Raw genomic sequence first — 18,664 nt, forward strand, 5'->3', positions numbered from 1 at the left:
GGCCGGGGGGGCGGGGGCGCGGGGGGGGCGGGGCCCGTGGGGCACCTTCACCCCGGCCAGCCGCACCGGCCCGGTGTCGGGGCCGCCGGACGGCACGGGGACCGGGGACACGGGGCGGGGAGCCGGGACGACCGGGTCGTACGACGGCGGCGGGGGCAGCGCCGGGCGGCCGGCGCCGCGCGGGCCGGGCGGCAGCGGGGCGGGCTTGGCGGGCGGCCGGCTGCCCCGGCGGGACTCGATGAGGGCGACGGCCTTCTCCGGCAGCCAGGCGGAGGCGGTACCGGAGTCGTCGGAGCCGGAGCCGAACAGATGCGGGGCCAGCTGCGCCTGGAGGTCGGCCGGGGAGGGTCTGCCGGGCGCCTCCAGCTGCATGCACGCCTCGATCAGCGGGCGCAGCTCGTCGGGCAGCCCGGTGACGTCAGGGCCCTCGCGCAGCAGCATGAACACGGTCTCGACCGGGTTGGCGCCGTGGAAGGGCGGGTGGCCGGTGGCGGCGAAGACCAGGGTGGAGCCGAGCGAGAACACGTCGCTGGCGCCGGTGACGCTGCGGGAGTCCTTGGCCTGCTCGGGCGACATGTAGGCCGGGGTGCCGACCGCCACGTTGGTCATCGTCAGCCGCGTGTTGGACACCCCGGAGGCGATGCCGAAGTCGATGACCCGGGGGCCGTCCTCGACCACCAGGACGTTGGACGGCTTCATGTCGCGGTGGACCAACCCCGCGCCGTGGATGGACTGGAGGGCCTCGGCAACGCCCGCCGCGAGCCAGCGCACCGCCTGGGCCGGGAGCGGCCCGCACTCGTTCACTATCTCCTCGAGCGAGGGCGCGGGGACGTACGCGGTGGCCAGCCAGGGCACCGCCGCGCGCGGGTCGGCGTCGACGACGGCGGCCGTGTAGAAGCCGGACACCGCGCGGGCCGCTTCCACCTCGCGGGTGAAGCGGACCCGGAAGAGCTGGTCCTCGGCCAGCTCCGTGCGGACCGTCTTGATGGCCACCCGCCGCCCCGACGCCGAGCGCGCCAGATAGACCAGCCCCATGCCGCCGGCCCCCAGCCGGCCCAGCACCTCGAACGGCCCGATCCGCCGCGGATCGTGCTGAGTAAGCTGATCCACCACTTGCCTGCCACCTCCCCGTACGAGCCGCGTCTTCCGCCTTTGGACGCGACCGAAGTGCAGCGTCTCACCACCGCACCGCCCTGGCGGCACGCACCCCGATTCTTCCTGGCCGGGCGGCCGGTTGCGAACCAGGTGGCGAATCGGGGTGTCTCGTGCCCTATCCCGTCATTTCACCGCCCCCGCGGCGTCCCGTCACCGGGTCAGCGGCGCGAAGGACGCCCCCTGATTGTCCGTGACGACGGCCACCGAGCCGTACGACGCGTCGAAGGGCGGCACCTGGACCCGGCCGCCGAGACGGCGCACGGTGGCGAGCGCGGTGTCGAGGCCGCCGACGCGGAAGTGCACGACGAAGTGCGCGGGCATCTCGGCCGGGAAGACGTCGGTGAGGAGGGCACGGCCGAAGTCGGGGTCGGCGCCGGGGCCGAACAGGGCCTCGTGGAACAGGTCGCCGTAGAAGGTGTTCGCGGCGCGGGGGTCGGGGGTGTACAGCTCGGTCCAGACGAACGCGCCCGGCTCGCGGCGCCGTCCGAAGCCGGGGTGGCCGGCGGACTGCCACAGCCCGAACACCGCGCCCTGCGGGTCGGTGACCAGGGCGGCGGCGCCGAGGTCGGCCACCGTGGTGGGGCCGGAGATGAGCCTGCCCCCGGCGTCGGTGACCTTCCAGGTCAGGGCGTGGGCGTCCGGGGTGGCGAAGTACACCGTCCAGACCGTGGGCATCCGGCCGTCGGACTTGGGCGCGAGCGAGGCGACGGGTTCGCCGTCCAGCCGGGCCCAGAGGGGGCCGCCGGGGGCGTCCTCGCCGTCGAAGGTCCACCCGAACAGCTCGCCGTAGAACCGCTTGCCCGCCTCGACGTCGGGGAGCTGGGCGTCCGCCCAGCAGGGGGTGCCCTCTCCGTAAATCGATGCACTGTTTTCGGCCATGTCGTCAAAGTAACCGGGACCCGCGCACCCCGCAGGACCAGGGAAAGCTTGCCTCAGCCGGGTCCGCGCCCCATTTGCAGTCGGCCGAATCGCGCTCCTGCCCCCCGTCGGTAAGCTGACGGCATGACAGGACAAGTGCGTACCGTCGACGGCCGGGTGGCCGGCAGGCGTGGGCAGGCGACCCGGCAGAAGCTGCTCGACTGCCTCAGCGAGATGCTCAGCTCCTCCCCGTACCGAGATGTCAAGGTCATCGATGTCGCGCGGAAGGCGGGCACCTCGCCCGCGACCTTCTACCAGTACTTCCCGGACGTCGAGGGCGCCGTCCTGGAGATCGCCGACTCGATGGCCGCCGAGAGCGCCGGGCTGACCGAGCTGCTCGCGGGGCGCGGCTGGACCGGGAAGGCGGGGTGGCAGACCGCGCAGGACCTGGTGGACGGCTTCCTGGACTTCTACCGGCGCCATGACGCGATCCTGCGGGTGGTCGACCTGGCGGCGGCCGAGGGCGACAAGCGGTTCAACAAGCTGCGGATGAAGATCCTGAACGCGGTGAACGGTTCCCTCTCCGACGCGATCACCGAGTTGCAGTCCAAGGGCCGGGTGGACAAGGACGTGAATCCGGCGGCCGTCGCCGGTTCCCTCGTCACCATGCTGGCCTCGGTCGCGGCCCATCAGAAGGGCTTCACCGCCTGGGGCGTCAAGCAGCCCGAGATCAAGCCCAGCCTGGCGCTGCTGATCTATCTGGGAGTGACCGGCAAGAAGCCCACGAAGTAGCGACCGGCACCGGCACCGGCCCCAAGTCCTGTCTGGCAGGCGGTGGTCCACCTCGGCGTGGATCACCGCCTGTCGCCGTGTCCGGGGACGGATACTCGCCCCCATGGCACACGAGACAGACGAGACACACGACGGACTCGACGGGCTGCTGCGCTCCCTGGGGGTCTGGTCCCCGGACACCACCGAGCTGCGGCCCTTCGACCCGGACACCGCTCCCCCGACCCCGCTCCCCCTGTTCACCGCCTGGCTGGCCGACGCGGCGCGGGCGGGCCAGCCGGAGCCGCACGCCATGTCGCTCGCGACGGTGGACGAGGAGGGCCGCCCGGACGTACGCGTCCTGCTGCTGCACGGCGCGGATCCCGACGCCTGGACCTTCGGCACCCACTCGACCAGCCGCAAGGGCCGCGACCTGATCGCCCACCCGTACGCGGCCCTCGCCTTCTACTGGCCGGCGCTGGGCCGCCAGGTCCGCGTCCGAGGCCCGGTCTCGGCCGCCCCCGCCGAGGCCGCCCAGGCCGACCTCCGGGCCCGCTCCACCGGCGCCCTCGCCGCCGCCCTCACCGGCCGGCAGAGCGAGGACCTGGGCTCGCTGGAGGAGCTGCGCCGGGCCTCCGAGGACGCCTGGTCCCAGGCCCGCGAGAACCCCGCCACCCCCGCCCCCACCTGGACCCTGTACCGCCTCCACCCCCGCACGATCGAGTTCTTCCAGGGCGACCCCGACCGCCGCCACGTCCGCCTGGAGTACCGGCGCACGGAGTTCGGCTGGGAGCGGCGCCTGCTGTGGCCGTGAGGGCCGTCAGGCGAACGTCCAGGTGGCGAAGTCGGTGACCGGGCGGAACCCGAGCCGCTGCCCGCTCACCCCGGCGGTGGCCGTCGTGCGCGCCGGCGTCTCCCGCCGCGGCGGTGGCGTCGGTTGCGGCGGTCGCACCGCCAGCTCCGCCCAGACCACCTTGCCGTCCGCGGTGGCGTAGAAGCCCCAGCGCTCGGCGAGCTGCCGCACGAGGAGAAGACCGCGCCCGCCTTCGGCACCGGCGTCAGCCTCCTGGACCACGGGCACCTGCTCCGAGACGTCCCACACCTCGATCACGATGCTGTCCTCCAGGCCGACCAGCCGCACGTGAACGAGGTCGAGCTTCTCCAGCTCGCCCCACGTGGGGCCTTCGGCGAGTATGCCGGTCGCCGTGATCGCGTTGGTCACCAGCTCCGACGCGATCAGGAGAGCGTCGTCCTCGACGAACGCCGCCTGCCACTTGCTGAGGGTCAGCCGGAGAAAGTGGCGGGAGTTCGAGACGGCCGACCGCACCGCCGCCAGCGACAGTTGGTCGAAGAAGCGCACGTTCTGCGGCCGGTACGGCGGCGCTTGGGGCGTCATGAGCACTCGTCCAAGCTGATGACCTCTGCGCCGGTGGCGTGCGAGAGGTGGGTCAGCATCACGTCCTGGAGCGACTTGTTGAGCGCCAGCTCCCGGTAGGACGGCACGATCACGTGCTTCGCCTCAGCGTGCCGGACGGCTTCGACCAATGCCATGAAGGCCGTCTGCGCTCCCGTCACGTATTCGTAGAACACGGCGGCCAGCTGGAACCCGTTGACCTCCGCGTAGCCGGTGAGGTCGTCATGCTTCTTCTTCGCCTCCTCGTCGCTCATGTCGTCGGGGACTCGCATGTAGCCAAAGATCAGCGGATTCATCGCGCTTCGTGCTCCCTCGCCATGCCTGCGATCCACACGCAGCGTGTTCGCAGCAGCCCTGTGGAGTTACCGAGTGAAGCACCGGATTACTGAAACATGCAACACTCCACATTGAGAATCTGGAAGCGAGATTCTCGAACAAATGTATTGCATTCCACAGTGGCAATATTCGGTGTTCCATTTCAAATGTAGGATTGGTTCCAGATCGGAGGTAGGCCAAGTGGCAGAAGCGGCAAGCGGTTCGACCGTGCCCCGTCGTCAACTGGGGCGGCACCTACGTGAGCTGCGCAATCGGGCGCGGCTGACCGTGCGGGCGGCATCGACGGCACTGGAGTGGTCGGATCAGAAGATCTGGCGTATCGAGACGGGCCAGACGTCCATGCGCAGCCTGGACGTTGAGACCATGTGCCGCGTGTACGGCGCGGATGCCGAGTTGACCCAGGGTCTGATGGGCCTCGCGAAGGAGACGAAGAACCGAGGGTGGTGGCACTCCTACGGTGACGTGATCCCGGAGGGGTTCGACCTGTTCATCGGGCTTGAGGGTGCGGCTGCCAGCATGCAGCAGTACATCAAGGACCTCGTGCCCGGTCTGGTGCAGACGGACGACTACGCTCGCGCCCTGATCCAGGCGGGCCACCCCGACGTTGATGCCGCCGAGATCGAACGCAGGGTGCACGTCCGGATGGCGCGGCAGGAGCTACTGACCAGGGTGACCGCCCCGCCTACCCTGGAACTGGCGCTCGGTGAAGCAGTGCTTCGTCAGCCGGTCGGCGGCGGTCAGGTGATGGCTCGCCAGTTGGACCGGCTGGCGGAGACGATGGACATGCCGAACGTCTCACTGCGGGTGGTGCCGTTCGCGGCCGGCCTGCACTACGGACTCGTGTCCGGCCCCTTCACCATCCTCCACTACCCTGTCAACAGTGATGGTCAGCCCACGGAGCCGTCCACCGTTTACATGGAGGGCTTCACCGGCGACCTCTACCTCGACAAGCCGCCGGAGATCGAGCGGTACGACAAGGCGTTCACGTCGATCTGGGACACGGCCCTGGACGCCGAGGACACACAGAACATGCTTCACCAAGCGGCAAAGGAGTTTGCGCGATGATGAGTTCGGAGCTCACGGGCGCGGTGTGGCGTAAGTCCAGCCGCTCTCAGAACAACGCCCAGTGTGTGGAAGTCGCTTTCCTGAACGATGGCCGTGTGGCCATGCGTGACAGCAAGGACAACGGAAACGGCCCGGCTCTCCTCTTCACCCCTGGCGAGTGGGCCGCGTTCGAGGGCGGCATGCTGGACGGCGAGTTCAAGCAGCGGTAACACCGTCCGTCCGCACGCAGCAGCCAGAGCGCCCGACCATGTGGCTGGTCGGGCGCTCCTTCGCGTCCGGGCCGTGTCCGGGCGCGCGGGGCGTGATGCCCCTCCGGCAGGCCGTTACCGCTCAGCAACGCCAGTGAGCAGACACACCCGTGCCACCCTCACCGAGGAAGCTCAGCGAGCCGTACGTCGGACTGCCCGGCCGTGATCAATTCGCAACCGATTCCGGTCTTGACCGAGACCCATCAATCGGGTGGGTGAATACGCTCGCGCTATGGCCGACTCGCGTCCCTCGTTCACGGACCTCTCCGCGACCCCCGCCGACCGTCCCGTGTACGTCATCGGGGCGGGTCCGGGCGGTCTCGCGGTCGCGTACGCGTTGCGGGCACGCGGGGTGCGGGCGGTGGTGCTGGAGAAGAGCGACCGGGTGGGGGCGTCCTGGCGGCGGCACTACGACCGGCTGCGGCTGCACACCACCCGGCGGCTGTCCGCGCTGCCGGGGCTGGCGATACCGCGCAGGTTCGGCCGGTGGGTGGCGCGGGACGACGTGGTCCGGTACCTGGAGAAGTACGCCGAGCACCATGAGCTGGAGATCGTCACCGGCGTCGAGGTGTTCCGGGTGGAGCAGGCCGGGGACGGCCCGGGGTGGCTGCTGCACGCCTCCGGCGGGCGTGAGCTGACCGGCGCCGCGGTGGTGGTCGCCACCGGCCACAACCACACCCCGCGCCTGCCGGAGTGGCCCGGCGCGGACGGCTTCGAGGGCGAGCTGCTGCACGCCTCGTCGTACCGGAACCCGGCGCCGTACGCGGGCCGGGACGTGCTGGTGGTCGGGGTCGGCAACACGGGGGCGGAGATCGCCGTGGACCTGGTTGCGGGCGGTGCCTCGCGGGTGCGGCTGGCGGTGCGGACGGCACCGCACATCGTGCGCCGCTCCACGGCCGGCTGGGCGGCCCAGTACACCGGGATCGTGGTGCGGCGGCTGCCGGTGCGGCTGGTGGACCGGCTCGCCCGGCCGATGGCCCGCGTCAGCACCCCGGATCTCTCCGCGCACGGGCTGCCGCGTCCGGAGGCCGGGCTGTACAGCAGGGTCCGGGAGGGCGCGATCCCCGTGCAGGACGTCGGCCTGATCGACGCCGTGCGCACCGCGAAGGTGGAGATCGTGGCCGCCGTCGAGGGGTTCGAGGACGGCGAGGTGGCCCTCGCCGACGGCACCCGGATCGCGCCGGACGCGGTGATCGCGGCGACCGGGTACCGGCGGGGGCTGGACTCCCTGGTGGGCCACCTGGGCGTGCTGGACGAGCGCGGGCGGCCCACCGTGCACGGCGCCCGCACCCCGAAGGACGCCCCCGGTCTGTACTTCACCGGGTTCACCAACCCGATCAGCGGCATGTTCCGCGAGCTGGCGACCGACGCGCAGAAGATCGCCAAGTCGGTCGCCCGGCGCCTGCGTTAGGCGACCGCCACGACGGCGGGCCGGCGCCGGATCACCAGCGACATCAGGGCCGCCGCCGCGCACAGCGAGCCGGAGGCGTACCAGACCATGTCGTAGCTGCCGAAGACGTCGCGGGCGAAGCCGCCGAGCCACGCGACGAGGGCCGCGCCGAGCTGGTGCGAGGCGAGCACCCAGCCGAAGACGATCGCACTGTCGTCCCCGAACCGCTCCCGGCACAGCGCCAGGGTGGGCGGGACGGTGGCGACCCAGTCCAGGCCGTAGAAGACGATGAAGAACACCATCGGCACCCGCACGGCCGGGCCCAGCAGCATCGGCAGGAAGAGCAGCGAGACGCCGCGCAGCGCGTAGTAGACGGCGAGCAGCCGCCGGGAGTCGTAGCGGTCGGTGAACCAGCCGGAGGCTATGGTGCCGAGCACGTCGAACACCCCGATCACCGCGAGCAGCGAGGCCGCCGCCGGTGCGGGCATGCCGTGGTCGTGGGCGGCGGGCACGAAGTGGGTCTGGATCAGGCCGTTGGTGGACGCCCCGCAGATCGCGAAGCTGCCCGCGAGCAGCCAGAACTGCCCCGTGCGCCCGGCCGAGGCCAGCACAGTGAGCGCCCGCCGCGCGGCCCCCGTCAGAACGCCTGAGGCAGGCGCACAGCTACGCGGTCAGGCCGACAGGGCACGGACAAGCATCGTGCCCACAGTCCCGCCCTCTGGCGGGTCGATCAGAGACACGCGCACATCAGAGAAGCCATGCCCCGTCAGGATGCGCCCCCACTCATCCGGGGTGCGGTCGTGCCGCAGTCCGGCTTTGGCTGGCTTGGGCCCCTGACTGCCTGGAGGCAAATGCGAAAAAGCCAGGATGCCTCCTGGCGCCATACGCGAGCGGACCAGCGGGAGCAGGGTGTCCGGATCGACGAACCACACGGCACCAAAGATCGAGAGCACGACATCGAACATCTCGTCCGTCTCGCTCAGGAACGCCGTCGCCTCCGCCGTACGGAACTCAAGGCCCGGCAGGTCGCCCCAGCGCCCTCGCGCGACCATCTCGCGGGTGGGGGCAACGTCCACCCCCAGACCTGTCGCACCCAGCGTCACCAGGTGCGCGAGGTTACTGCCGCTCCCCGAGCCGAGTTCCAGCACCCGGCGTCCGGCCACGGGACCCAGAACGGTCTCGTTCGGCCCGTGATCGGCGTACTGAGTCCAATTCAGCCAGGTCGTATCACCCTTGGCGTTCACGGTGCTGCGTGGCTTGCTCCCGACCGCGTACCTGTCCCAGGACTGAGCCAATGACATGCGGTGATCCCTTCCTGCGAGAGGGGCCCATCCTCAACATACGGGGAGGGGCCCCAACTCACGTTCTCTTCAGCACTACTTGGGCGAGTCGTGGCACCCGGCGTGGCACTGGTTGCAGTCGGCCGCGTCCTCCATGCCCCACAGGTCGGGGTCGATCTCGAACCCGGCCGCCTTGATAGCCTTGATCGTCTGCTCCAGGACGAGCGGGCCACCGTTCTTGGGATCATGCCCGTCCCGCGTCACCTCGTCGTCGGTCACGCACAGAACCCCGACCGCCGCCCCCGGAAGCTCCGGTACGTGGTGGATGTACCGGCCGAAGTGCCGGTTGGTGAAGTGGTGGTACGGGATCGAGTCGAGCATGAACGAGTGCCACGCCTCATCCACCTGCTCGGACGGGCCCATGAGAAGGTCCGGGTTCTCGCCGCACGTGACCAGGTAGGCGATGGCCTGTCCGAACTTGGCCTCGGCCAGTTCGCGCGTGTTCTCCGGGTTGCGGAGCAGGAGGGCCACCTCCCGCTCCCACACGTCCGGGGTGACGTACGCCTTGGGGTCGCGGATCACTACTGCCGTGCTCATGCTGGCTTGCCTCCACGCAATCGGGGCTCCGTGGTGCTCCGGTCATGTCGCCCACCCCTGCACTTGGGGCACAGGCACGGCGGCATCAGGCCGGTAGCGAGGGGTTCCCCGCCCTCACCCTCGTACAGGGTTCGCGGCTTGGTCTGAGTGCCGTCGGCTCTCACCGTGTAAGCGCTGATGCGGATGGACATGACGTCCATGTTCCGGACAGGCCATGCCCATTGCGGCGACGTTCAAGGCGTCCCTCGGGCGTCATGTCGGCGTCACCCCGAAGGCGTCAAACCGGTGTCATCGAAGGCGTGGCGTGGCTACTCTCGGATCATGACGACTACGGCAGAGAGTGGGCGAATCCCCAACGACGTACTGACCTCCGTACGCAAGTCGATGAACCTCAGCCAAGACGAGTTCGCCCGGGGCTTACGTGACGCAGGCGAGGAGTTGGGGGAGCCGAACGACGCCTCCAAGCGACTCGTGCAACGCTGGGAGTCCGGGGAGACCAGGACATGCCGCCCGCTGTACGCGCGGGCACTGAAGCAGCTCACCGGCCGCACCCCCGAGTCACTGGGGTTCGCGATCCCGATGACACGCGTCCACTCGGACGGGGCAGGAGGCCACGACATGGAGGCTGGGGAAGTCGGCACGGCCGACGCTGTCACAAGCCCGGAGCCGGAGCCGCAGAGCGAGTACGCGGGCATCTGGCTGTCCCGGTACGAGTTCTACTCGTCAAGCCGTGACGAGACGTTCGACTGCAAGCACCACGTCGTGATCGTCCAGCACGGCAACCGGCTGACAGCCCAGAGCCTGCCCGGAGCGTCGACCAACCCGGACAGCCCGTTGTCCCTGGATCTCACCGTTGACCGGAACGTCGTCACCGGTACGTGGACCGAGCAGACGGCGGCTGACGGGTACTACCAGGGCGCCCGGTACCACGGTGCGATTCAGCTACTCATCGAGCCGACGGGCCGACGCATGGCGGGCAAGTGGGTCGGGTTCGGCAAGGACTTCGATGTGAACACGGGCCCGTGGGAGTTGCACCTGCTCGACCGATCGACGAGCCGCGCGAGCATCGAACGGTACTCGACCACACCGCAGTGAGGGATCGGGGCGCTCCCCTGTGGGAGCGGCCCGTACGGGCGCCTTGCCGCCGAATCCGCCCCGGCCGGTTGGAAACTGACAGCGCAAGACCCGCCTTCAGATTCCCCAAAGCCTCACCACGCGAACTCCGTGTTGAGCGGTTCGATCAGCAGTCCGGGCAGCGACCGGAAGGCGGCCGCGCCGATGATCGTGACGAAGGTGACGGCGGCGACGGACCAGGCGCGGTGCACGCGACGGCGCGGTGCGTCCTGGACGGGGGCGGGAGCGGGACGGGTCTGAGTCACGTGCTCCAGCGTCCCGGCACCGCCCGTACGCAGCGAGTGGCCCGAGGGACAGCGTTCGCCAGGATCGGGCCATGACCGCTGAGATCCCGCCCGTGGACAACGAGCTTCGCCCGCACCGCGTCGCCGTCCTCGCCCCGGACGGTCTCATCCCCTTCGAACTCGGCATCCCGCACCGCGTCTTCGGCCGCCCGACCGACGCCCGAGGCCGCCCGCTGTACGAGGTGGTGACCTGCTCCGTCCGCCCGCCGGGCCCGGTCGAGACCGCCGCCGACTTCGCGGTGGACGTACCGCACAACGCGTCGAGCTGGCACGGCAGTTGCTGGAGGCGACGGATCTCTCCGTGGACCAGGTGGCGCGGGACTCGGGATTCGGCACGGCCCAGTCGATGCGGCAGCATCTCCAGCAGGCGCTGGGGGTGACGCCGACCGCCTACCGGCGCACCTTCCGCGCGGGCGTCGTCACCGGGACGGGGTGAGCGCGGGCGGCGGACCGGCCGGCGGCGCACCCCCCTCATGCCCCCGTCACCACCGGCCGGCGCGACCCACACTCGGCGAGGACTCATCCCCGCGTGCCCTCGCCGCCCCCTCGCGGCGGAATCGCCGTCCCCAAGCCTCCGCAACGCGCGTATCACCCGTCAACACCGGTACGGCGATTCACGCCCTATGCCCTCTTCACGCCGGGCGCGCACGGAAGCACACCCGGCGCACGCCCGCGAGGCCGGCTAGAAGGCTTCGAAGAGAAGATCCTCGTAAGGGGTGGGCTGGACCCCGTACGCCGGGGCCGCGCCCTCGCGGGGCTGGGAGCAGCGGTCCAGCTCGCACCAGATGCTCTTGCCGGCTCCCTCGGGGCTCCAGCCCCAGCGGTCGGCGAGACAGTCGACGAGGGCGAGACCCCGGCCGCCGGTGGCGTCGCGCCCGGCACAGCGGGGCACGGGCGCGCGGGAGCTGGCGTCGGCCACCTCCAGCCGCACGGTCACCGAGGCCACCTGCTCCGCGCCGGCGGACGCGGGGGGCGCGGCGCCGCGGGGCAGCGACAGCCGCAGCAGTGCCGGGCGGCCGGTGTGGACCACCGCGTTGGTCACCAGCTCGGAGACGAGCAGGATCAGCGTCTCGGCCAGCGGCTCGTCGGCCGCTATCCCCAGCCCGGCGAGCCGCGACCGGGCCCACTTCCTCGCCCGCCCCACTTCCTCGGGGTCGGGCCGGATCTCCAGCTGCACTTGAAGCACCTGCACCGCTCACACCATCCGAACCGGCGGACACATGACCGCACGACGACCCGCCGCCACGGCGCGAACCGCGACGAACCGCACGACGAGGGCCACGATCGTAGCCATTTTCTGCATGGCCAGAACAACGGCCAGAGCAAACGTCACGGAACGTGATTCCCTTACGCGACAGCATGGTTGACGTACAGTCACCCCAACAAGCGCTTCGGGCATATTCCCGCGCGAAGGAGTACCCGTGCGGCATACTGTGCGACGCACTCGCGGCGGAGTCGAACAGGCGTGGCGCGGGGCCTCACCGGTGGCCCTCGCGGTCGCGGTCACTCGCATCCCACCCAAGGTACCGGAGGGCCCGGCCGACTCCGGGCCGTGACGAGTCACAGTCGGGGCACGGGAGCAGTCTGCACGTTGCGTGACGCATTGTCGCCACGATCCGCGACATCCAAGGCCATGGATCGTGGCTCCCAGGGCGCTCACCCCGGCGGGAGCGGTGCTCAGGCGGACAGCGATCCCGCCTCGTCGGCGGTGGCCGAGGCCACGTCCGGGCGCACGTCGAAGAGGCGGCGGACGCCGAGCGCGCCCAGCACGCGGTTCACGTGGGAACCGTCCTCCGCGCCCTGGTCTGGCAGGATCAGCCGCAGCCTGCCCTGGCACGAGCGGATCAGCCGGCGGACGGCGATGAGCACGCCGACGCCGCTGGAGTCGCAGAAGAAGACCTCGGAGAGATCGAGGACAAGGCTGTGACGGCCCTCGGCGACCACGTCGTGCACCCGCTGCCGCAGCACGGGCGAGGTCACCAGGTCCAGTTCGCCGGCCACCAGGAGCACCGTCCATTCGCCCCGTTCGGTGCCGGTCACTTCGAAAGTCACGGCCACACCTCTCCGCTCGGCGGATCTCGCGGAACCACCCGGAAACGGAAGCAGTTCCTTCGGTTCTTTCCGCGCGGCTGCCCAGCGGCCGTTTCCCTGAAACACGGAACCGCAAACCGCGAATGATCGACAGTGGGTCTTTTTTCGGTCATTGTCGATCGGGTTCGATCGTGCTTCGATCAGGGAATGGCCCGAGATAAGTGAAGGTGGTGTGAAGGACCCTCTACCACCTGCGGAGCTGCCTGGGGTGCGCATTGACACGAAGGGCCGTGCGCTGTCAGCCGTGCCGACTACATTCGAGGGGACGCCGGGCACACCTTGAAGACGGCGAGGGGAGGAACCGCATGCCGGCCAAGGACGCACCGCCCCGCTGGGACCGCACCATGCAGCGGCGGCTCGCGCGCGGTGAGGCGGCCGCCCTGGGCGAGCTGTACGACCGGTTCGCCTCCCTGGTGCAGGGCATCGCGCACCGCGTGCTGAGCGACGAGCCGGCCGCCGACGCGGTGACCCGCGAGGTCTTCGCCCATGTCTGGGAGCACTCCGACACCTACGACCACCGGCAGGGCCCGCTGCGCACCTGGATCGCCGCGACGACCCAGCGGCTGGCCGTGGCACGGCTGCGCGAGAGCGAGACGGCGGCGCTCGGCGGTGACTCGGCGGAGGAGCTGGCGGCCCTGGAGAGCCGGGTCCGGCACGCCTCCGTCGCCGCCCGCGCCGACTACATCGTCCACTCGATGCCGCATCCGCTGCGCGCCGCGCTGGAGCTGGCCTACGTCCAGCGGCGGGACTACCGCCAGGCCGCCGCCGACCTCGGCGTCACCGAGGACGAGGCCCGCCGCCGGCTCCGCCTCGGCCTGCAACTGCTCGCGACCGCCCACGACACCGGGACACCACCGGAGCACGGAGGTGCGCGATGAACGGCCCGGACCACTCCGGGGCGCCGGACCGGCGCATGGACGACGCGGCCGCGCGCGTACCCGAGCCGCGCTCCCCCGGCGGACCCGAGCGGCTCGGCCTCCCGCACGACGTGCTGCGCTCCCTGCTCGGCGCCTGGGCGCTGGCCGCCTGCTCGGCGGCGGAGACCGACGCGGTGGAGGAGCATCTCGGCGAGTGCGGGGCCTGCGCCGAGGAGGCGCGGCGGCTGCGCGAGGCGGTGGGCCTGCTGCACCGCCCGGAGAGCCTGGAGGTGGACCCCACGCTGCGCGACCGGGTGCTGGAGAACTGCCTGCGCCGCCGCCCGCCGCGCATCCCGGTCCCCGAGTGGGCGGCCTCGTACGACGCGGAGACCGCCCGGCTGGACGCGCTGCTGCGGGACTTCGGGGACGCCGAGTGGCACACGCCGGTGCGGCTGCGCTGGTTCGAGTCGGGCGTCCCCGCGACCCGCCGGACGACGGTGGCCGGGGTGATCGCGCATCTGCTGTCGGTCGACGGCATGGTGGCGACCGCGCTCGGCCTGGCGGACCCGCTGGCGGAGGCCGTCGCCGAGGCGGAGCCGGACGTGCGGGACGCGGCCGGGCCGGCCGGGCGGACCGAGGCGTTCTGGCGGGCCTCGCACTTCCCGCAGACCCGCGCGGTACGCGGCCGCTGGCGGGACCAGAGCCATCAGCTGCTGCGCACGGTGTCCTTCACCGGCGGCACGGGCGGCTTCCCGGTCGGCTACGGCGACTTCACGCTGCCGCTGCGGGACGCGATGGTGGACCGCGCCTTCGAGTGCTGGGTGCACGCGGACGACATCGCCAAGGCGGTGGAGTACCCGTACGAACCGCCCGCCCCGCCGCACTTGAGCCGCATGATCGAGCTGGCGGCCCGCATGCTGCCGCTGGCGGTGGCCGCACACCGGGGCGCGGCCCCGCCGGGCACCCCCGGCCGCAGCCTGCGCCTGGAGATCGAGGGCGCGGCCGGCGGCCAGTGGCTGATTCCGCTGGACTCCCCGGCAGACCCCGTCCCCGAGCACGAGGTCGCCCATGTGGCCCTGGACGGAGTCGAGTTCTGCCGCCTGGCAGCGGGCCACCTGACCCCGGACGAGACGACGGCGGGCCAGCGGGGCGACCGGGAGGCGATCAGGGACGTACTCACGGCAGCCGCGTCCCTGAGCCGTATGTGAGCGGCCCGGGACGTCCTCCCGGCTACGCGAACACCACGGTCCGGCGCCCGTTGAGCAGAATCCGCCGCTCGGCATGCCACTTCACGGCGCGGGCCAGCGCCTGGCACTCCACGTCCCGCCCGATGGCGACCAGCTGGTCCGGCGTCGAGTCGTGCCCCACCCGCTCGACCTCCTGCTCGATGATCGGCCCCTCGTCGAGATCGGCGGTGACGTAGTGCGCGGTGGCCCCGATCAGCTTGACCCCCCGCTCGTGCGCCTGGTGATACGGCTTGGCGCCCTTGAAGCTCGGCAGGAACGAGTGGTGGATGTTGATGATCCGCCCGCTCAGCTCCTTGCACAGGCCGTCCGAGAGCACCTGCATGTACCGCGCGAGCACGACCAGCTCGACCTGCTCCTCCCGCACCAGCTCCAGCACCCGCGCCTCGGCCTGCGCCTTGGTGTCGCGGGTCACCGGGATGTGGTGGAAGGGGATGCCGTACGACCCCACCAGCTCCTGGAAGTCCGTGTGGTTGGACACCACGGCGGCGATCTCCACCGGCAGCGCCCCGATGCCGGCCCGGAACAGCAGGTCGTTCAGGCAGTGCCCGAACCTGCTGACCATCAGCACGACGCGCATCTTCTCGTCGCCCCGGCTGATCTGCCAGTCCATGCGGAAGGAGTCACCGATCGCGGCGAAGCTCGCCCGGAGCTTGTCCAGCGTGACGGGGGCGTCCGCCGAGAAGTGGACGCGCATGAAGAACAGGCCCGTGTCGTGGTCGCCGAACTGCTGGCTGTCCTCGATGTTGCAGCCGGTCATGAAGAGGTAGCTCGACACGGCGTGCACGATGCCCTTCTTGTCCGGGCAGGAGAGCGTGAGGACGTACTGGTCCGCCGTGGTGTCGACAGCGGCGGCGGCTCGGCTGGGCTGCTCGTTCATGCCCTACACGATCTCACGCCGGGCGGCGCCGCCGGGGTACGCGTCCGTCAGGCGGACTCGGGCGGAGACCAGGCGGGGGTCGTCATATGGAGGTCGTCAGGAGGCGCAGCACCTCCAGGGTGCGCGGGGCGGCCGCCGGGTCGTCGCCGTCGCCGGCGGCCAGGCGCAGATGGGCGTCCTGGGCGGCCCGTACCGCCTCCGGCCACTGCGGGTGCTGGAGGTAGACGGCGACCGGCGCGTCCGGGCCGACCTGGTGCACGATCCGCAGCACCCGGAGCACGGCGGTGTCCACGAGCGCCGCCTCCTGGGAGTCCCGGAAGATGGTGCCGACGTATTTCTCCGCGGACCAGTTGTCCAGCCAGGTGTCCTCCACCAGCCGGTAGACCGCGTCGGTGACGTCCCCGTAGCCCGGCACGCCCGCGAGCCAGACGTCGCGCTGGAAGGCCGGGTCGGAGAGCATGTGCAGCGCGGAGCGCACGTTGCTGCGCCAGCGCCACCACGGCATGTCGTTTAGCGGCATACCGCCCATGGTGGAGGAGCGACGGCCGCGACGGGAAGAGTTCTCCGAACCTTGCACGGTCATCGATCGTACGTTCCGCGTCATATGAGCCACAGCCGCCCCCGGTGTTCACCTCCGCGTCACCCGTGGTCGACCGGGTGTCACTCCCCGGTTGGCGGTGTGCGGGAATCGTGGCGGCCCATGACCGGCAGGCGACGCACCCCTGACAGCTTCCTCCCCTCCCCCCGGCCTCGGCGGGCCGCCCGGTACGCCGGCGCGCTGGCCGCCTGTGCCGCACTGACCGCCGGCTGCGGGGCCGTACCCGGTACGGACGGCGGCTCCGGGGACGACACGGTCCGGGTGATGACATGGGCACCACAGAACACCAGTGCCACCAACAAGCCCGGCATGCCCGCGATGGCCCTCGCCTACGCGAAGTGGGTCAACAAGCACGGCGGCGTCGGCGGCCGCCACATCACGGTCCTGACCTGCGACGAGCACAACGACAGCGTGGGCGCCGCCAAGTGCGCCCGGCGCGCGGCGGCGGAGGGCGTCGTCGCGGTCGTCGGCTCCTACAGCCAGTTCGGCGACTCCTTCCTCGCCCCGCTGGAGAGCGCCGGCATCCCCTACATCGGCGGCTACGGCGTCACCGGCGACGAGTTCACCGGCCCGTACTCCTACCCGGTCAACGGCGGGCAGCCCGCGCTGCTGGCGGGGCTCGGGCAGGCGCTGGCCGAGGAGTGCGGGCAGGTCGCACTGGTCCGGCCGGACAGCATCGCCGGGGACGAGCTGCCCGCGCTGCTCGACTCGGGCCTGAAGGCGGGCGGCCACCCGGCGGCCACCGACCAGCTCGCCGCCGAGGACGCCACCGAGTACGGCAGGCAGGCCGAGCGGGCGCTGCGCCGCGCGACCGCCGACCCGGCGCGCGAGGGCTGCGTGGTGCCCGCGCTCGGGGACCACACCGACACCTTCATGGACTCCTTCCGCCGCGCCCGCACCGAGCACGCCCCGGTGCGCACGGCGACGGTGCTGGGCAGCGTCGACCAGACGGAGATCAACGCGACGGGCGGGGCGACGGGCCCCTACGAGGGGGCGTACATCACTGGCTGGTACCCGGTGGCGTCCGATCCCCGCTGGAACCCGATGAAGCAGGTGATCAACGAGGAGGCGTTCGGCGACAACCGCATCGACCCGGCCGACGCCGGGGTGCAGACCACCTGGATCGCGTACACCGTGCTGCGGGCCGTGCTGGAGCGGATCGGCGACGGCGACGTGACCCCGGACGCGGTGCGCCACACCCTCGACGACGGGCTGAAGGTGTCCACCGGCGGGCTGACCCCGACCCTGCGCTGGCCGGAGGAGACCCGGCTGGCCTCGGTCGGCCTGCCTCGCCTGGTCAACGCCGACGTCACTCTTCAGGTGGTCAAGGAGGGCAGGCTGACCGCCGTCCGGCCGGGCCACGCGGGAGATGCCGCGGGCGGGGACATGACACGGACGCTGGAGGGCGCGGACGTGGGCTGACCCCCGTCCGCGCCGGGCCTCAGAGCTGGGTCGGCTGGCGGGTGGTGAGCCCGTACTTGCCGGCGATGGCGTTCCAGAGCTGGGCCGCCTTCTTCTTCTCCTCCGTGGCCGTGCCGCTGGCCTGGCCGGCCGCCTGGGCCTGGTTGGTCACGCGGGCGTGGCCCTTGCCGCACACCTTCTTGCTCTTGGCCTGCTTGGCCCAGACCGCGTAGTGGTTGTCCGCCGAGGCCGACGCCTGCCACGCCTTGGTCAGCGCCGCGGTCAGCTCGGCGTTGGCGGGCAGCTTGTCCACGGACAGCTTGCCGAGCCGGGCCACCAGGTCGGTGCGCTGCTGGGCGGCGCCGCGCAGGTCGGCGGCGGCCTGGTCCAGGTCCTGGCACTGCTTGATGCGCTCCACGGACTGGATCACGGTCGAGCGGCTGCTGCCGCTGTCGGCGAGCAGCTTGTCCAGCTCGGCCGCCTGTGGCTGGGCCGCGTCGGCGGCCGCGGCGGACGACGGCTGCCGGCCGTCCGGGGTGGAGGAGGCGGTCGGCCGGCTGTCGTCGTCGTCACCACCGCCACTGAGCAGCGCGCCCGCGCCGAGCCCGAGGACGACGATGCCGATGCCGATGGCCGCGATCACCGGCACGCGTGAACGGGTGCGGCCGCCGCGCGGTCCGCCGCCGTCGCCACCCTCGTGCGGGGGGTGGTCCGTCGGCGGCCGGTAGGCGGGGCGGCCCGACACCACCGGCGCCGTACGCGGGTCACCGGCCGGGATGCGGGGCATCTGCTGGGTCGCGCCCTGGGGGGCGTCCGCACCGGCCGGGGTGCCCCGGAAGAGGCTGTCGAACTCGGCGGGCGGCTGCCGGTCGGCGCCGTCCGCACCGGCCTGGTACGGCGGGATGTACTGGGTGGCCGCCTCGTCCATGGGCTTCGGCGGGTAGCCCTGGCGGCCGTCGCCGCCGGTGGCCTCGGGCGGCAGCGCACCCGACGCCACCGGCGGGATGTACTGGGTCGCAGCCTGGTCGGCACCGCCCGGCGGGACCGGCGGGATGTACTGGGTC

Annotated in this window: 22 protein-coding genes and 3 pseudogenes; 11 read left to right on the plus strand and 14 right to left on the minus strand. The window is 71.6% G+C overall.

Going from position 1 to position 18,664, the window contains the following annotated elements:
- Positions 1 to 1,113 (minus strand): serine/threonine-protein kinase (locus ACFWN1_RS17425; protein WP_384362725.1); only part of this gene is annotated, 1,113 nt, incomplete at its 3' end.
- 192 nt (positions 1,114 to 1,305) lie between these two features.
- Positions 1,306 to 2,034 (minus strand): VOC family protein, encoded by a 729-nt coding sequence (locus ACFWN1_RS17430; RefSeq protein WP_384362727.1) that lies wholly within the window; start codon positions 2,032 to 2,034, stop codon positions 1,306 to 1,308.
- A 123-nt stretch (positions 2,035 to 2,157) separates the two neighbouring features.
- Here ACFWN1_RS17430 and ACFWN1_RS17435 point away from each other — a divergent pair, with 123 nt between their 5' ends.
- Together ACFWN1_RS17435 and ACFWN1_RS17440 are read left to right on the plus strand one after the other, a co-directional pair.
- Complete coding sequence (locus ACFWN1_RS17435) at positions 2,158 to 2,805, plus strand: TetR family transcriptional regulator (protein ID WP_384362729.1); 648 nt, start codon at positions 2,158 to 2,160, stop codon at positions 2,803 to 2,805.
- A gap of 103 nt (positions 2,806 to 2,908) precedes the next feature.
- Positions 2,909 to 3,595 (plus strand): pyridoxal 5'-phosphate synthase, encoded by a 687-nt coding sequence (locus ACFWN1_RS17440; RefSeq protein WP_384362731.1) that lies wholly within the window; start codon positions 2,909 to 2,911, stop codon positions 3,593 to 3,595.
- Positions 3,596 to 3,601: 6 nt separating this feature from the next.
- Here the strand turns inward: ACFWN1_RS17440 and ACFWN1_RS17445 are convergent, their stop codons facing one another.
- Together ACFWN1_RS17445 and ACFWN1_RS17450 are read right to left on the minus strand one after the other, a co-directional pair.
- Complete coding sequence (locus ACFWN1_RS17445; protein ID WP_384362733.1) at positions 3,602 to 4,177, minus strand: ATP-binding protein; 576 nt, start codon at positions 4,175 to 4,177, stop codon at positions 3,602 to 3,604.
- On the minus strand, positions 4,174 to 4,491 hold the full coding sequence (locus ACFWN1_RS17450; protein WP_384362735.1) for a recombinase family protein: 318 nt from the start codon (positions 4,489 to 4,491) through the stop codon (positions 4,174 to 4,176). Before ACFWN1_RS17450 ends, ACFWN1_RS17445 begins: the two co-directional genes overlap by 4 nt.
- Positions 4,492 to 4,711: 220 nt before the next feature.
- Here ACFWN1_RS17450 and ACFWN1_RS17455 point away from each other — a divergent pair, with 220 nt between their 5' ends.
- From ACFWN1_RS17455 to ACFWN1_RS17465, 3 genes are all read left to right on the plus strand, one after another.
- Complete coding sequence (locus ACFWN1_RS17455) at positions 4,712 to 5,596, plus strand: helix-turn-helix domain-containing protein (protein ID WP_384362737.1); 885 nt, start codon at positions 4,712 to 4,714, stop codon at positions 5,594 to 5,596.
- Entirely contained in the window at positions 5,596 to 5,805 is a 210-nt protein-coding gene (locus ACFWN1_RS17460; protein ID WP_384362775.1) for a DUF397 domain-containing protein, read from the plus strand. Before ACFWN1_RS17455 ends, ACFWN1_RS17460 begins: the two co-directional genes overlap by 1 nt.
- Before the next feature lie 271 nt (positions 5,806 to 6,076).
- On the plus strand, positions 6,077 to 7,255 hold the full coding sequence (locus ACFWN1_RS17465) for a flavin-containing monooxygenase (protein WP_384362739.1): 1,179 nt from the start codon (positions 6,077 to 6,079) through the stop codon (positions 7,253 to 7,255).
- Here ACFWN1_RS17465 and ACFWN1_RS17470 read toward each other — a convergent pair.
- From ACFWN1_RS17470 to ACFWN1_RS17480, 3 genes and pseudogenes are all read right to left on the minus strand, one after another.
- Positions 7,252 to 7,872: pseudogene (locus ACFWN1_RS17470) on the minus strand (MFS transporter); the annotation flags it as partial. The gene ACFWN1_RS17465 and the pseudogene ACFWN1_RS17470 sit on opposite strands and share 4 nt — an antisense overlap.
- 33 nt (positions 7,873 to 7,905) lie before the next feature.
- On the minus strand, positions 7,906 to 8,478 hold the full coding sequence (locus ACFWN1_RS17475) for a class I SAM-dependent methyltransferase (protein ID WP_384362741.1): 573 nt from the start codon (positions 8,476 to 8,478) through the stop codon (positions 7,906 to 7,908).
- A gap of 132 nt (positions 8,479 to 8,610) precedes the next feature.
- Complete coding sequence (locus ACFWN1_RS17480) at positions 8,611 to 9,111, minus strand: glycine-rich domain-containing protein (protein ID WP_384362743.1); 501 nt, start codon at positions 9,109 to 9,111, stop codon at positions 8,611 to 8,613.
- 321 nt (positions 9,112 to 9,432) lie between these two features.
- Here ACFWN1_RS17480 and ACFWN1_RS17485 point away from each other — a divergent pair, with 321 nt between their 5' ends.
- Positions 9,433 to 10,206, plus strand: coding sequence for a helix-turn-helix domain-containing protein (locus ACFWN1_RS17485; protein WP_384362745.1), 774 nt, complete (start codon positions 9,433 to 9,435; stop codon positions 10,204 to 10,206).
- Between the two features lie 116 nt (positions 10,207 to 10,322).
- Here the strand turns inward: ACFWN1_RS17485 and ACFWN1_RS17490 are convergent.
- Positions 10,323 to 10,490 (minus strand): annotated as a pseudogene (locus tag ACFWN1_RS17490) (MFS transporter); the annotation flags it as partial.
- A gap of 71 nt (positions 10,491 to 10,561) precedes the next feature.
- Here ACFWN1_RS17490 and ACFWN1_RS17495 point away from each other — a divergent pair.
- Both ACFWN1_RS17495 and ACFWN1_RS17500 read left to right on the plus strand, forming a co-directional pair.
- Positions 10,562 to 10,783 (plus strand): annotated as a pseudogene (locus ACFWN1_RS17495) (AraC family transcriptional regulator); the annotation flags it as partial.
- A 47-nt stretch (positions 10,784 to 10,830) separates the two neighbouring features.
- Complete coding sequence (locus tag ACFWN1_RS17500; protein WP_384362747.1) at positions 10,831 to 10,965, plus strand: hypothetical protein; 135 nt, start codon at positions 10,831 to 10,833, stop codon at positions 10,963 to 10,965.
- A gap of 246 nt (positions 10,966 to 11,211) precedes the next feature.
- Here the strand turns inward: ACFWN1_RS17500 and ACFWN1_RS17505 are convergent, their stop codons facing one another.
- From ACFWN1_RS17505 to ACFWN1_RS17515, 3 genes are all read right to left on the minus strand, one after another.
- On the minus strand, positions 11,212 to 11,706 hold the full coding sequence (locus ACFWN1_RS17505) for an ATP-binding protein (protein WP_384362777.1): 495 nt from the start codon (positions 11,704 to 11,706) through the stop codon (positions 11,212 to 11,214).
- 18 nt (positions 11,707 to 11,724) lie between these two features.
- On the minus strand, positions 11,725 to 11,862 hold the full coding sequence (locus tag ACFWN1_RS17510; RefSeq protein ID WP_384362749.1) for a hypothetical protein: 138 nt from the start codon (positions 11,860 to 11,862) through the stop codon (positions 11,725 to 11,727).
- 344 nt (positions 11,863 to 12,206) lie between these two features.
- The gene (locus tag ACFWN1_RS17515) at positions 12,207 to 12,587 is read right to left on the minus strand and encodes an STAS domain-containing protein (RefSeq protein ID WP_384362751.1); all 381 of its coding nucleotides are present in this window, start codon (positions 12,585 to 12,587) and stop codon (positions 12,207 to 12,209) included.
- Between the two features lie 338 nt (positions 12,588 to 12,925).
- Between ACFWN1_RS17515 and ACFWN1_RS17520 the strand changes: the two genes are divergently transcribed.
- Together ACFWN1_RS17520 and ACFWN1_RS17525 are read left to right on the plus strand one after the other, a co-directional pair.
- Positions 12,926 to 13,498, plus strand: coding sequence for an RNA polymerase sigma factor (locus tag ACFWN1_RS17520; protein ID WP_384362753.1), 573 nt, complete (start codon positions 12,926 to 12,928; stop codon positions 13,496 to 13,498).
- Complete coding sequence (locus tag ACFWN1_RS17525; RefSeq protein WP_384362755.1) at positions 13,495 to 14,685, plus strand: maleylpyruvate isomerase N-terminal domain-containing protein; 1,191 nt, start codon at positions 13,495 to 13,497, stop codon at positions 14,683 to 14,685. Before ACFWN1_RS17520 ends, ACFWN1_RS17525 begins: the two co-directional genes overlap by 4 nt.
- A gap of 22 nt (positions 14,686 to 14,707) precedes the next feature.
- Here the strand turns inward: ACFWN1_RS17525 and purU are convergent, their stop codons facing one another.
- Both purU and ACFWN1_RS17535 read right to left on the minus strand, forming a co-directional pair.
- On the minus strand, positions 14,708 to 15,601 hold the full coding sequence (gene purU / locus ACFWN1_RS17530) for a formyltetrahydrofolate deformylase (protein ID WP_384362757.1): 894 nt from the start codon (positions 15,599 to 15,601) through the stop codon (positions 14,708 to 14,710).
- Positions 15,602 to 15,683: 82 nt separating this feature from the next.
- Complete coding sequence (locus ACFWN1_RS17535; protein WP_384362759.1) at positions 15,684 to 16,184, minus strand: hypothetical protein; 501 nt, start codon at positions 16,182 to 16,184, stop codon at positions 15,684 to 15,686.
- A gap of 117 nt (positions 16,185 to 16,301) precedes the next feature.
- Here ACFWN1_RS17535 and ACFWN1_RS17540 point away from each other — a divergent pair, with 117 nt between their 5' ends.
- Positions 16,302 to 17,621 carry an ABC transporter substrate-binding protein gene (locus ACFWN1_RS17540; protein WP_384362761.1) on the plus strand — a complete coding sequence of 440 codons (1,320 nt, stop codon included), beginning with the start codon at positions 16,302 to 16,304 and terminating at the stop codon, positions 17,619 to 17,621.
- 19 nt (positions 17,622 to 17,640) lie between these two features.
- Here ACFWN1_RS17540 and ACFWN1_RS17545 read toward each other — a convergent pair.
- The coding region (locus ACFWN1_RS17545) for a hypothetical protein (RefSeq protein WP_384362763.1) at positions 17,641 to 18,664 on the minus strand (1,024 nt) is incomplete at its 5' end.

Source organism: Streptomyces sp. NPDC058459, assembly GCF_042721685.1.
Classification (GTDB): Bacteria; Actinomycetota; Actinomycetes; order Streptomycetales; family Streptomycetaceae; genus Streptomyces.